The 12,505-nt window shown below is 53.7% G+C and carries 12 protein-coding genes; 6 read left to right on the top strand and 6 right to left on the bottom strand.

Translation table 11 applies throughout. The features are described 5' to 3' along the window. Positions 1-2: 2 nt before the first annotated feature. Positions 3-437: a ribonuclease domain-containing protein gene (locus ACXI0A_RS10860; RefSeq protein WP_476148919.1), complete on the bottom strand. Its 435-nt coding sequence runs from the start codon at positions 435-437 to the stop codon at positions 3-5. Positions 438-525: 88 nt separating this feature from the next. Then, the gene (locus ACXI0A_RS10855) at positions 526-873 is read right to left on the bottom strand and encodes a helix-turn-helix domain-containing protein (protein ID WP_100700021.1); all 348 of its coding nucleotides are present in this window, start codon (positions 871-873) and stop codon (positions 526-528) included. Positions 874-1,166: 293 nt separating this feature from the next. On the opposite strand from ACXI0A_RS10855, the gene ACXI0A_RS10850 reads away from it, so the two are divergent. Next, positions 1,167-2,321, top strand: coding sequence for an efflux RND transporter periplasmic adaptor subunit (locus ACXI0A_RS10850; protein ID WP_224928677.1), 1,155 nt, complete (start codon positions 1,167-1,169; stop codon positions 2,319-2,321). Between the two features lie 18 nt (positions 2,322-2,339). Then, positions 2,340-5,492 carry a multidrug efflux RND transporter permease subunit OqxB gene (gene oqxB, locus ACXI0A_RS10845; protein ID WP_224928680.1) on the top strand — a complete coding sequence of 1,051 codons (3,153 nt, stop codon included), beginning with the start codon at positions 2,340-2,342 and terminating at the stop codon, positions 5,490-5,492. A 47-nt stretch (positions 5,493-5,539) separates the two neighbouring features. Here oqxB and ACXI0A_RS10840 read toward each other — a convergent pair whose 3' ends face one another. Together ACXI0A_RS10840 and ACXI0A_RS10835 are read right to left on the bottom strand one after the other, a co-directional pair. Continuing rightward, the gene (locus ACXI0A_RS10840) at positions 5,540-6,982 is read right to left on the bottom strand and encodes an ATP-binding protein (protein ID WP_476148922.1); all 1,443 of its coding nucleotides are present in this window, start codon (positions 6,980-6,982) and stop codon (positions 5,540-5,542) included. Continuing rightward, a complete protein-coding gene (locus ACXI0A_RS10835) occupies positions 6,979-7,698 on the bottom strand; it encodes a winged helix-turn-helix domain-containing protein (protein WP_476148923.1) in 720 nt (239 codons plus the stop codon). The genes ACXI0A_RS10840 and ACXI0A_RS10835 overlap by 4 nt, the downstream gene beginning before the upstream one ends. A gap of 152 nt (positions 7,699-7,850) precedes the next feature. On the opposite strand from ACXI0A_RS10835, the gene ACXI0A_RS10830 reads away from it, so the two are divergent. The 3 genes from ACXI0A_RS10830 to ACXI0A_RS10820 are packed head-to-tail and all read left to right on the top strand — an operon-like array spanning position 7,851 to position 9,528. Next, complete coding sequence (locus ACXI0A_RS10830) at positions 7,851-8,450, top strand: cytochrome b/b6 domain-containing protein (protein WP_476148925.1); 600 nt, start codon at positions 7,851-7,853, stop codon at positions 8,448-8,450. 8 nt (positions 8,451-8,458) lie between these two features. Next, positions 8,459-9,247: a molybdopterin-dependent oxidoreductase gene (locus ACXI0A_RS10825; protein WP_476148927.1), complete on the top strand. Its 789-nt coding sequence runs from the start codon at positions 8,459-8,461 to the stop codon at positions 9,245-9,247. Between the two features lie 26 nt (positions 9,248-9,273). Then, the gene (locus ACXI0A_RS10820) at positions 9,274-9,528 is read left to right on the top strand and encodes a pentapeptide MXKDX repeat protein (protein ID WP_476148929.1); all 255 of its coding nucleotides are present in this window, start codon (positions 9,274-9,276) and stop codon (positions 9,526-9,528) included. Between the two features lie 45 nt (positions 9,529-9,573). On the opposite strand, the gene ACXI0A_RS10815 is transcribed toward ACXI0A_RS10820, so the two are convergent. Both ACXI0A_RS10815 and ACXI0A_RS10810 read right to left on the bottom strand, forming a co-directional pair. Next, positions 9,574-10,059 (bottom strand): Rrf2 family transcriptional regulator, encoded by a 486-nt coding sequence (locus ACXI0A_RS10815; protein WP_476148930.1) that lies wholly within the window; start codon positions 10,057-10,059, stop codon positions 9,574-9,576. A 177-nt stretch (positions 10,060-10,236) separates the two neighbouring features. Next, positions 10,237-11,418 carry an MFS transporter gene (locus ACXI0A_RS10810; RefSeq protein WP_476148932.1) on the bottom strand — a complete coding sequence of 394 codons (1,182 nt, stop codon included), beginning with the start codon at positions 11,416-11,418 and terminating at the stop codon, positions 10,237-10,239. Positions 11,419-11,574: 156 nt separating this feature from the next. Between ACXI0A_RS10810 and tus the strand changes: the two genes are divergently transcribed. Then, a complete protein-coding gene (gene tus, locus ACXI0A_RS10805; RefSeq protein ID WP_224928703.1) occupies positions 11,575-12,501 on the top strand; it encodes a DNA replication terminus site-binding protein in 927 nt (308 codons plus the stop codon). The last annotated feature ends 4 nt before the right edge of the window (positions 12,502-12,505 follow it).

Below are 12,505 nucleotides of genomic sequence, written 5' to 3'. Positions count from 1 at the left end.
GGTTAGTTCACCTGTTTGAAGCTGCGATAGTGATCGGTGGTCAGAAAGATCAACCCATCTGAAGAGTAAAGCAGACGATCGGCATCGCGGTGACCGCAGTCGTAATTCACATCGGCTTCATACCACTGCCGCCCTTGTTGCATCGGCAGGCGCTGTTCACGATTGCTAAAACGATCGCCACCAATCGCCCGGCCAGGCAATACGTTGCACAAGTCGCCTTTGCTCGGGTTCCAGCCCTGACGACGCGCTTCACCTTTGGTGAGATATAAATCGGGCAGTTTATGGTGCTGCTGCAACCAGCGAGCGACGGTATTGGCCTCGGTGAGTTGTGCAATATCAGCGCTGTGGGCAGCCGTTTTACCGCCTAAATGCGGTTTCAGTCCGGCCCATGTAGCGGCCAGCGCGAGGAGTAATCCAATCCAGAGTTTCTTTGACATAGTGACATCCTGAGGGGCAGGACGCCGATAATAGCAGTTTTAACGCGGAGAAAAACGCGGGCCAGCATGGCTGGCCCTGGCGGAGGTGTTACTGCATCGCGCTGGCGGCAGGAACGGCATGTCGACGCCATGCACCTGGCGCAACACCGAACTGGCGTTTAAAGCTGCGATTGAACGACTGCTGCGAATCAAATCCCAGTGAGATCGCCACATTGAGGATCGGTTCGTTGGTGGTCGTCAGACGATCCGCCGATTTTTTCAGTTTCTTATTACGGATGTACTCACCCAGCGGGTAGCCGGTGTGCTCTTTGAACATACGCTGCAGGTGCCATTTCGAGTAACCGGCGCGCCCTGCTACGGTGTCCAGATCCAGACGTGCTTCAATGTTGTTATCAATCCAGTCGATCAGATCGTGAATAAATGCGTCGCTCATCATCCCATTTTCTCCCGTCGCCTTAACGAACAGTATCAGTATCAGTTGCAATTACACTTTAAGGGTGACTGACTATGACACTTAATGCAAGTTTTATTATTGCATTAAATGCCGCACTCGCCGTAGGGGCTTTCCCCCTCTGAAACGAATTGATCAAAACAGCACATAAAGTGTATCAGATATTCTTGCAGATGCGGTTTGCAGAAGCCTACACTCATCGCGTTTTAATGCAATCTTAAAAGTTGCAGATTTTTCGTACATGTCCTTTTTTATTACACCAACGCGGAATAACAACAATGCATCTGCAAACATATGGGGTTCGTCGGGCGGTAAGCCTGTCAGGAGTGATGTTGCTGGGAAGCCTGCTGGCCGGTTGCGATCGTGGTGTGGCGCAAAACGCCCCGCCACCCCCGCCCGAAGTGAGTGTCGCGCAGGTGGTAGAGCAAAACGTTAGCCAATGGGATAGCTTCAATGGTCGCTTTGAAGCGGTGCAGAGCGTGCAGCTGCGTCCCCGCGTTTCTGGCTATATCGATCAGGTTAACTATCGCGAAGGCGACGACGTGAAAAAAGGTCAGGTGTTGTTCACCATCGATGACCGCACCTACCGCGCCACGTTAGAACAAGCACAGGCTGAACTGGCCACGGCGCGCAGTCAGGCATCGCTGGCACGCAGTGAATCGGCGCGTACCGATAAACTGATTGGCACCAATGTGGTATCCCGTGAAGAGTGGGAACAGCGTCGTTCTGCAGCCAGCCAGGCGCAGGCCAATGTGCTTTCTGCGCAGGCAGCGGTCGACATGGCGCAGTTGAACCTCGACTTTACCCGCGTGACAGCCCCGATTGATGGCCGCGCCAGCCGCGCGATGATCACCACCGGCAACCTGGTGACCGCCGGTGACAGTGCCAGCGTGCTCACCACGCTGGTGTCGCAGGATCGCATGTATGTCTATTTCGATGTGGATGAAGCCACCTACCTGCAATATCAGGCGATGGCGCGTAAGGGACAAAACCGCGGCTCGCTGCCGGTGGAAATCGCGCTGACCGGTGAACAAGGTTATCCACATCACGGCACCGTCGATTTCCTCGATAACCAGCTGACTGCCAGCACCGGCACCATTCGCATGCGCGCCTCGCTGGATAATCACGAACGTCAATTTACGCCCGGTCTGTTTGCCCGCGTGCGTCTGCCCGGCAGTGCCGCGTTTAACGCGCTGTTGATCGACGATAAAGCGGTGCTGACCGATCAGGATCGTAAATACGTTTATGTGGTCGATGCGCAGGGTAAAGCCGAGCGTCGCGATATTCAGGCTGGCGAGTTGGCTGATGGCCTGCGCATTGTGCAATCCGGTCTGAAACCGGGTGACAAGGTGATCGTCAATGGCCTGCAGAAAGTCTTCATGCCTGGCATGCCGGTGAAAGCTCAACCGGTGGCAATGCGCTCCGCTCAATAATAATCGAGACTGCCTGTTATGGATTTCTCCCGCTTTTTTATCGACCGACCGATTTTCGCGGCGGTGCTGTCGATCTTGATATTTACCACCGGTCTGATCGCCATACCGCTGCTGCCGATCAGTGAATATCCCAACGTGGTGCCACCCAGCGTGCAGGTGCGCGCAGAGTACCCAGGTGCCAACCCCAAAGTAATTGCTGATTCGGTGGCGACGCCGCTGGAAGAGGCGATCAACGGGGTCGAAAACATGATGTACATGAAGTCAGTCGCCGGTTCTGATGGCGTGCTGGTCACCACCGTGACCTTCCGTCCGGGTACCGATCCCGATCAGGCGCAGGTTCAGGTGCAAAACCGTGTGGCCCAGGCGGAAGCGCGTCTGCCGGAAGAGGTGCGTCAACTCGGTCTGACCACGCAGAAGATGTCGCCGACGCTGACGCTGGTGGTGCACATGTTCTCGCCGAAGGGCAAGTATGACTCACTCTATCTGCGTAACTACGCCACCCTGAAGGTCAAAGATGAGCTGGCACGCCTGCCGGGTGTCGGTCAGATTCAGATCTTCGGAGCGGGCGAATATGCGATGCGCGTATGGCTCGATCCAAACAAGGTGGCCGCACGTGGCATGACCGCTTCCGATGTGGTCAGCGCCATGCAGGAGCAAAACGTGCAGGTCTCTGCCGGTCAGTTGGGCGCAGAGCCGACCAAAAAGGCCAGTGACTTCCTGCTGTCGATTAACACTCAGGGCCGTCTGGAAAGCGAAGAACAGTTCGGCAATATCATCCTGAAAACTGCCGATGACGGCTCGCTGGTGCGCCTGCGTGACGTGGCGCGCATTGAGATGGGTTCCGGTAGCTACGCCCTGCGCTCTCAGCTGAACAACAAGGACGCGGTGGGTATCGGTATCTTCCAGGCGCCGGGTGCCAATGCCATCGATCTGTCCAATGCCGTGCGTGACAAGATGGCCGAACTGGCCACCCGCTTCCCGGATGATGTGCAGTGGGCCGCGCCGTACGATCCAACGGTATTCGTGCGTGACTCGATCCGCGCCGTGGTGCAAACGCTGTTTGAAGCGATTGTGCTGGTGGTGTTGGTGGTGATCCTGTTCCTGCAGACCTGGCGCGCGTCCATCATCCCGTTACTGGCGGTGCCGGTGTCGGTGGTGGGAACCTTTAGCGTGCTCTACCTGCTGGGCTTCTCGCTTAACACCCTCAGTTTGTTTGGCCTGGTGTTGGCGATAGGCATCGTGGTGGATGACGCTATTGTGGTGGTGGAGAACGTCGAACGTAATATCGCGATGGGACTCTCACCGACGGCGGCCGCGCATCAGGCGATGCGTGAAGTGTCGGGACCAATTATCGCTATCGCGCTGGTACTGTGTGCGGTGTTCGTGCCAATGGCGTTCCTGTCGGGCGTAACCGGCCAGTTCTATAAACAGTTTGCGGTGACGATTGCCATCTCCACGGTGATCTCTGCCATCAACTCACTGACCCTCTCTCCGGCGCTGGCGGCCAAACTACTGAAGGCGCATGACGCACCGAAAGATATGCCGACGCGTCTGATTGATCGTTTGCTCGGCTGGATTTTCCGTCCGTTCAACCGCTTCTTCCAGCGCAGCTCCGATGGCTACGAGTCAATGGTCGGCAAAACCCTGCGTCGTCGTGGTGCGGTGTTTGGCGTGTATGTGCTGTTACTGGTGGGTGCGGGCTTTATGTTCCACACCGTACCGGGCGGCTTTATTCCGACGCAGGATAAGCTGTATCTGATTGGCGGCGTGAAAATGCCGGAAGGCTCGTCACTGGCGCGTACCGATGAAGTGATTCGTAAGATGAGCGAGATCGGCATGAACACCGAAGGCGTGGCCTATTCGGTTGCTTTCCCTGGCCTGAATGCGTTGCAGTTCACCAATACGCCCAATACTGGCACCGTCTTCTTCGGTCTGAAGCCGTTTAGTGAGCGCACGCGCAGCGCGGCGGAAATTAACGCCGAGATCAACGCGAAAATCTCCAAAATCCAGCAGGGCTTCGGCTTCTCGATTATGCCACCGCCGATTCTGGGTCTGGGGCAAGGATCGGGTTACTCGCTGTATGTGCAGGATCGTGCGGGATTAGGTTACGGGGCGTTGCAAACCGCCATCAATACTTTATCCGGTGCGGTAATGCAGACGCCAGGCATGATGTTCCCGATCTCCTCTTATCAAGCCAACGTGCCACAGTTGGATGTACAGGTGGATCGTGACAAAGCCAAAGCGCAAGGCGTTTCGCTCACCGATCTGTTCAGCACCCTGCAGGTGTATCTGGGTTCCTCTTACGTCAACGACTTCAATAAGTTTGGTCGTACATGGCGTGTGATGGCGCAGGCGGACGGGGATTTCCGTAACAGCGTGCAGGATATTGCCAATCTGCGTACCCGTAATAATCAAGGCGAGATGGTGCCGATTGGTAGCATGGTGAACATCACTACCACCTACGGCCCCGATCCGGTGATTCGCTATAACGGCTATCCGGCGGCGGACTTGATTGGTGATGCCGATCCACGCGTACTCTCTTCGGCGCAGGCAATGGAGAAGCTGGAAGCGATGTCGGGCCAGGTGCTGCCGAACGGCATGAACATTGAATGGACCGATCTGAGCTATCAGCAGGCAACGCAAGGGAATACCGCGTTTATCGTCTTCCCGGTCGCCGTGCTGTTGGCGTTCCTTGTGCTGGCGGCGCTGTATGAGAGCTGGACGCTGCCGCTGGCGGTGATCCTTATTGTGCCGGTCACCATGCTGTCCGCGCTGGTTGGCGTGTGGCTCACCGGCGGCGATAACAACGTGTTTGTGCAGGTGGGTCTTGTGGTGCTGATGGGGCTGGCGTGTAAGAACGCCATTCTGATCGTTGAGTTCGCTCGTGAACTGGAGATGCAAGGCAAAGGGATTGTCGAGTCGGCGCTGGAAGCCTGTCGCCTGCGTCTGCGCCCTATCGTGATGACCTCGATTGCCTTTATCGCCGGGACCATTCCGCTGATTCTGGGTGAGGGTGCGGGTGCCGAAGTGCGTGGTGTCACCGGGATTACCGTGTTCTCGGGCATGTTGGGCGTGACGCTGTTTGGCCTGTTCCTGACGCCGGTGTTCTATGTGACGCTGCGTAAACTGGTCACGCGTAAGCAGCCGGATGCGGAAGTGCAAACGGTGTAAGGTTTTACCGTGTTAAACAGGGGCGGTCTTGACGGACCGCCCTTTTTTTATTGGGGAACGAAGAGCTGGAAGCAGGCACCCGGCGCTTTTTTCAGTACGATATCGCCACGATGCAGTTGCAACATGCGTCTGACAATCACCAGGCCTAAACCGCCATTATCGCGACGGTTGGTATCGATGATCGAGGGCCGTTCAAACAGCGTCTGACTTAACTCGTAAGAGATGCCAGGACCGCTGTCTTCCAGCTCCAGCATCACTTTTTGATCCTGACTCCAGATACGCAGGGTAATGTTGCCGCCGAGTGGCGTATGACGGATGGCGTTGTCGATCAGATTGGTCAGCACCCGTTCAATCATCGACATATCAGCATCAATCATCGGTAAACTGGGTTGAATGTCTACATGAAACTGAAGCTGTGCGTTATCGAAAGGCAACTCGAATTTCTGTAATACATCCTGCACCAAATCGGGCAGAGAGAACCGCTCACACTGCGGTGTCACCACGCCGTGCTCCAGACGCGCAAGCTCGAACAGCTGTTGCGCCAGCATGCCCACCTTCTCACTTTGCGTCAGCGCGATCTGCAGATAGCGACTGCGCTCTGCGTCAGTCAGACTGTTGGCTTTCACCGACAAAGTTTCAAGATAACCCTGAATCGACATCAACGGGGTACGCAGATCGTGAGAGATGTTGGCGACAAACTCACGGCGCTGCTGGTCTTTCAACTCTAACGCCTGAACCTGCATCGCAATACGCTTCGCCATATCAATAAAGGCATTGTGCAACTGCGCGACTTCATCCTGTGATGTTGAATAAGGCAGCGCTGCAAAGTGCTCCAGCGCGTCCTCGCGTGAGACCACTTGTTGCGTCAGTTTTCTGACCGGTCGCGTGACCCAGTAATAGGCGCATCCGCCCGCAATCAGCCCGCATAAGATGATCACCACCACTGACCACAACATCGAACTGCGCAATACCGAGGTCAGCACACCCTGCTGTAACTGTTGATAATTCTCACCCTGCAAAATCACATACAAATAACCAAGGGTGCGATTTCCTTCCTGTATGGGCGCGGCACTGAACACTTTTTTGTCGGCCAGAGAACGAGGATCGTCGCCGTAAACAGGCAAAGCAGCACCCTGCAGTAACTTTTGTACCGAACGGACATCAATTTGTTGTCGATGCAGGTGCCCAACCGGCGCGTCGTTGGCCAAAATGCGGCCTTGCGTATCCAGCAGATAGACTTCCACGCTCGGGTTATACGACATCATCTGACCAAACAGCTGTTTCAACGCCGGACGCGCGGTACCTTCGGCATTCATCAGTACGCTGCTTTTGGCGATAGAACTGGCTAAATTGCGCGACAGGTTCTGCATCATCGCATCGCTGTACTGCTTACGGTTTTGATCCTGAATAACCAAAATAAGTGCACTGCTGACAACCAGCATCAAAGCAAACACCAGCGTCAGTCGTTGGGTAAGAGAGAGGCGCTTCATCTGGCATGCTCTCCCTCTTCGGGCACCACGAACTTATATCCCTGCCCCCATACGGTGAGGATCCAGCGCGGCTCGGCCGGTGTCGCTTCGATCTTCAAACGAAGGCGATTGATGTGGGTATTCACCGTGTGCTCATACCCTTCGTGCTGGTAGCCCCAGACCAAATTGAGCAGGCTCAACCGCGAGAAGACTTTGCCGGGATGACGGGCGAAGTGGTACAGCAGCTCGAATTCGCGCGGCGTCAGCTCAATCGGTAGCTGATTGAGGTGAACTTCACGGGCGACGGGATCGATACTCAGCGTGCCGAGACGCAGGTTTCCCGCGTCCTGACGCATATTCTGGCTCATCGCTTCTTGTCGACGAAATAACGCCTTCACGCGAGCGACCAGTTCCAGCATGGAAAAGGGTTTGGTCAGGTAATCATCCGCGCCCAGTTCAAGCCCCAGTACACGATGCACTTCACTGGCGCGGGCGCTGATCATCACAATCGGCGTGTAATGCGGCATATTGCGCGCGCGGCGACATAACTCCAGTCCATCGACGCCGGGCAGCATAATGTCGAAGATCAGCGCATCCCAGCGTTGGCTCTCAAGCAATTGACTGCCCGTATCGCCATCCGCGGCATGCGTAATGTCAAAGCCTTCATCGCGCAGGTGAATGTTTAACAGCTCCGCAATATTGCCATCGTCTTCAACGATTAAGATCTTCTTCGCCATGTTTACCGCCTCAATGAACCTCTTTTTAATCTTATACAGAATCGCCCGTTGGAGTTATCACATTTTGTTTAACTCTGCGTGAGGATTCCGTGATCAATAAACGGGCACTCTGTCATCATTCCGAACAGCATAGCGATATGCAGAGGTAAAGAATGAAAACAGCACCGGGTCGACCTGTTCATCCTCTGTGGTTAAGAGTGTGTCACTGGATAAATGCCGCCGCCATTATCATGATGATTCTAAGTGGATGGCGCATTTATAACGCGTCACCCTTATTCCCCTTCTCTTTTCCTAATCCTTATACGTTAGGAGGATGGCTGGGTGGCGCGTTGCAGTGGCATTTTGCCGTAATGTGGATATTCGGCCTGAATGGTGTGTTTTATCTGGTCATGAATATCGTCAGTGGCCGCTTCAGGCAACGTTTCTTGCCGCTGAGTATCACGCAACTTTTTAAAGACGCTTTCGCTGCATTAAGGGGCCGACTCGATCACCACGACCTGCGTCATTATAATATGGTGCAAAAATTTGCGTATTTATTGGTGACTGTTGACGGCATTTTATTAGTAGTCTCTGGACTCGTGCTGTGGAAATCAGTTCAGTTTTCGCTGCTGCGTGAATTATTAGGCGGATATGACACTGCTCGCTTAATACATTTCGGCGCAATGTCCTTTTTATGCATGTTCTTTGTCATTCATTTGGTGATGGTAGCACTGGTTCCCAAAACGCTATTACTGATCACTCGTGGGCGCTGAGGATGAAAATGGAAAAGAAACCCATTGCGCTCTCTGCCAGCGATGCTTCACACCTGGTTAAAGACGCGCAAACCTTACTGGCAAAAAAGTTGTCGGGGCACTCCCGCCGTCATTTCCTTCGACTGGGGTTAACCCTTGGTGGCGTGGCGATGCTTAGCGGTTGCGATCTGGATGACAATCCGGATGTTGAAAACGTATTGAATCGCATGTCCCGTTTTAACGATCGCGTTCAGGGATGGTTATTCAGCGGACATCAGATGGCGCCGGAATATACTTTGCAAGATATTACCCGTCCGTTTCCGTTTAATGCCTTTTACGGCGAAGAAGATATTCCGCAGGTAAATGGGGATGATTACCAGTTGCAGATTATCGGGCTGGTACGTGATAAACGCAGCTGGCGACTTCCTGAGTTATATAAGTTATCGCAGCATGAACAAATCACCCGTCATATATGTGTTGAAGGATGGAGTGCAATTGGCCGCTGGGGCGGTGTGCGATTCAGTGATTTCCTGCAACTTATTGGGGCTGATACCAAAGCGAAATATGTCAGCTTCCGCTGTGCGGATGATTATTACACCAGTATTGATATGGCGACCGCATTGCATCCGCAAACGTTATTGGCACTGAGTTGGGATGGGCGCATATTACCGCCGAAATACGGTTATCCAATGAAACTGCGCATTCCGACAAAACTTGGCTATAAAAACCCGAAGCATATTGTTTCGATTGAAATCACCAACCGCTTTACCGGTGGCTACTGGGAAGATCAGGGCTACAACTGGTTCGGCGGCAGTTAATACCCTCAACCTGAAAGGAAGTTAAGATGAAAAACGTTATTGCAACTGTATTGGCTGGCGCAATGTTAATGGCTTTCTCTGGCGCTTATGCAGCCGATAACATGGCAAAAGATGGCATGCAAAATGAAAGCGGTATGTCGCACGATGGCATGAAGAAAGAGCACATGAAAAAACCGATGAAGAAACATAACAGCATGAAGAAAGACGGCATGTCTAAAGATGGTATGTCTAAAGATGGCATGGCGAAAGATGAGATGTCTAAAGACGGAATGTCTAAGTAAAAATGCGGGTTACCGGGCTGATGTCCGGTAACCGTTTTACTGATTTCAGCGGGATTTTTTGCAGAGGTCTTCAATTTCGAGATCGGGCAGTTCATCGCAGCTGCTGGTATCGTGTTTCTTCAACTCAGCCAGCGCGTCGGCCACGTTGCGCGTCTCAAGCACTTTCAGCGAGGCTTCTTCCGCCTCTTCAGCAATCGATTTGAAGTACCAGCACAGGTTGGCACTCACCAGACAGCGCGGTGCCACATCCGGACGCGAAGCCCAGAGTTTTTTATCTTCGATCACAGAAGTATAAATATCGCGCAGCGTAATCTCCGCGGCTGTACGACCGAGATGAATCGAACCGGTACGGCCAAGCGTAGAGACAATGATGCCATCGCGCGTTAACGGAACCATCAGTTTTCGAATGAAACTGGGGTTCGCTTCAAGACCATACGCCAAAATAGCACTGGTCGAGCGTTTGCCCAGTTGCTCCGCCATCGCTACGCTCAAAACCATCTGCAAAGCTGTCGGGAAGCGGTAATCAAGCATTTCTGTATCCTGAGTTGCGGTTTATCTTATTGTTTTTATGCCGCGGCAGTGAGTAATCAATGAGCAATAAATATAACAAACACTGTTGCTTTTTAGAAGCCAGCGACTGTGATCAAGGCACGTATTCATCATTTGATCAGACAGAAGCGCACAGGCTGCTTAGTTTACTGCTCCCTTTTACGTTTGCGGCTTGAGCGCAGGCAATTTTTGCTTCAGCACCCCCACCAGCAACACGTTCACTAACGCCAACAAGCACAGCAGCCATAATGTGGCATTCGCCCCGAGCTGCTGAAAAACATATCCCCCTACCAGCGGCGTTAATGCCTGGCCAATCAGTGCAGGACGCGCCATGCGCCCTACCACAATGGCGTAGGCCTCTGGTTTGACCATCACCAGCGGTAAAGTTCCCCGTACAATCGCACGCAGTCCATTTCCTGCACCATAGAGCACCATGCTGACCAGTGCGAACTGCGGATAGAGGGTCAGCAGCAGCAGCCCTAACGCCACTAATCCTACCGAGAAAAATGTCGTCCAAATCGGATGTCCCCGTTTAAACGCGATATCCACGATCCGCGAGCCAACCTGACAAGGGCCCAGAATCGCGCTGATGGCTAAGGCGGCAGTCAATGAGTGACCGCTGGCTTGTAACAAACTGATTAACTGCACCGAAATAGCGGTCATAATCACCGAAGCGAGGGTAAAAATGCTGCATAACAACCAAAACAGCGACGGTGCCAAATCACCACTCGCGTTACGCTGTTTTGTCGCAGCATTAACAATGGGCTTAACCGGCGCAGGCAACGCATACCAATACGCAGGCAGCACGGTCAGGCATAACAGTGCGGCAATGGCGAAACAGGCGCCGCGCCAGTCAAGCCAATGGATGAGCAGCGCGGTGCCCGGCCATACCAGCGTGGTGCAAAAGCCGGAGATGAGGGTAATACCGGTAATTGCCCCGCGAGCCTGCCCACCGTAAAGCGTTCCGAGGGTGGCAAACAGGGAGTCGTATAAACCCATCGCCATTCCAATGCCGATAATCAGCCAGGCAAAGAGGAACAGCAGCAGATGGTGGCTTAATCCCATGATGACCAGGCCCAGCGCCATCACCGCCCCGCTCGACGCCAGCAGCACGCGGCCATAACTGCCCGCAATCAGGCGGCCACTTAAGGGTGCTAACAGGCCAGAAACCAAAATGCCCAAAGACAATGCGCCATATACCCACTGCTGCGACCAGCCGGTTTCCGCCACAATTGGATTCGCCATCACGGCCATGAGATAAAACGAGCCGCCCCACGACAGGATTTGAACCCATCCGAGTGTCACGATGGCAGGAACCGCAGGTTTAGGGTGATGCTCCACGACAAGTTTCCGTTAGCAGGCAAAGCATTGTTATAACATGTTCATCCTGCTGGAAAAATGCTTGTGTGCCCTGCTTCGCGAATTCACGCTATCAGGGTGGAAGATTGACTCCGAATGGGATAAGTTAAATGGTATGTTGTAACTATGGAGCGTAACATGTCCCGCTATGATTTGGTGGCCGATTTGCACGAGTGCGTTAACGCGCTGGAGCTGGGTCTTAGCACCCTGCGTCAACAGGTGGAACAGCAGCCGTTGCTGATTGCGCGCGCCTTTAGTTTGCCCGAAATTGAAAAAGGTCATGAGAATGATGAGATTGAGCGCATCGCCGTCACTCAACATCTCGGCCAAAAAGCGCGCGATATGGCGCTGACCCATTACTGTCGTCTGTTTATGCAGCACCAGTCAGAAAAACTGAGCACCAAGGCTGCGGTGCGCTTGCCTGGCGCTATCTGTATTGAAGCGGATGATGCCGTCAGCGAGCACATCAGCCAGCAAGTGTCCGATATCAATGCGCTCAAGCTGCGCCTTGAACACCTGATTACCGTCGAGTCGGGCTTGCCGAGTGAAGCGCGTTTTGAGTTTGTCCACCAGCATCTGCGCGGTTTGATCACCCTGAATGCTTATCGCAGTGTGACCTTACTGCATGCGCCGGACAGCCTGCGCTTTGGCTGGGCCAACAAGAACATTATTAAAAACCTCACGCGTGAAGCCGTGGTCGAGCAGTTGGAACGCAGCCTGAAGGCAAACCGTGCGCAAGCACCCTGGACGCGCGAACAGTGGGCGGAAAAAGTCCAGCAGGAGCTGGATATGATTTTGTCACTGCCCGCCGATGCCAAACTGAAAATCAAACGTCCGGTTAAGGTGCAGCCGATTGCCCGCGTCTGGCGCGCCAGTAACAAAAAACAGGTGCAACTCGCCTGCCCTTCACCGCTTCTGGTGCTGTGTCGGGATAAGACTCAGGTGCCGATTTTAGGGGAATTGCTGGATTACGACGCCGATAACGTCACGCATCGTCATAAGCCGTTGGCGCAGCCGCTGCATTTGGTGATCCCACGGCTGCACTTGTGGAGTGACAAGCTTTAATGAA

This window comes from Pantoea sp. C1E2 (genome assembly GCF_056491465.1).
Note: the sequence above shows the minus strand (reverse complement) of the source record. Positions and strands in the feature narration are given on the sequence as shown.

Bases quoted from the DNA above. Each gene is read 5' to 3' on its own strand.
- ACXI0A_RS10860 (WP_476148919.1), bottom strand. From the start codon at position 437: ATGTCAAAGAAACTCTGGATTGGATTACTCCTCGCGCTGGCCGCTACA.
- ACXI0A_RS10855 (WP_100700021.1), bottom strand. From the start codon at position 873: ATGATGAGCGACGCATTTATTCACGATCTGATCGACTGGATTGATAAC.
- ACXI0A_RS10850 (WP_224928677.1), top strand. From the start codon at position 1,167: ATGCATCTGCAAACATATGGGGTTCGTCGGGCGGTAAGCCTGTCAGGA.
- oqxB (WP_224928680.1), top strand. From the start codon at position 2,340: ATGGATTTCTCCCGCTTTTTTATCGACCGACCGATTTTCGCGGCGGTG.
- ACXI0A_RS10840 (WP_476148922.1), bottom strand. From the start codon at position 6,982: ATGAAGCGCCTCTCTCTTACCCAACGACTGACGCTGGTGTTTGCTTTG.
- ACXI0A_RS10835 (WP_476148923.1), bottom strand. From the start codon at position 7,698: ATGGCGAAGAAGATCTTAATCGTTGAAGACGATGGCAATATTGCGGAG.
- ACXI0A_RS10830 (WP_476148925.1), top strand. From the start codon at position 7,851: ATGAAAACAGCACCGGGTCGACCTGTTCATCCTCTGTGGTTAAGAGTG.
- ACXI0A_RS10825 (WP_476148927.1), top strand. From the start codon at position 8,459: ATGGAAAAGAAACCCATTGCGCTCTCTGCCAGCGATGCTTCACACCTG.
- ACXI0A_RS10820 (WP_476148929.1), top strand. From the start codon at position 9,274: ATGAAAAACGTTATTGCAACTGTATTGGCTGGCGCAATGTTAATGGCT.
- ACXI0A_RS10815 (WP_476148930.1), bottom strand. From the start codon at position 10,059: ATGCTTGATTACCGCTTCCCGACAGCTTTGCAGATGGTTTTGAGCGTA.
- tus (WP_224928703.1), top strand. From the start codon at position 11,575: ATGTCCCGCTATGATTTGGTGGCCGATTTGCACGAGTGCGTTAACGCG.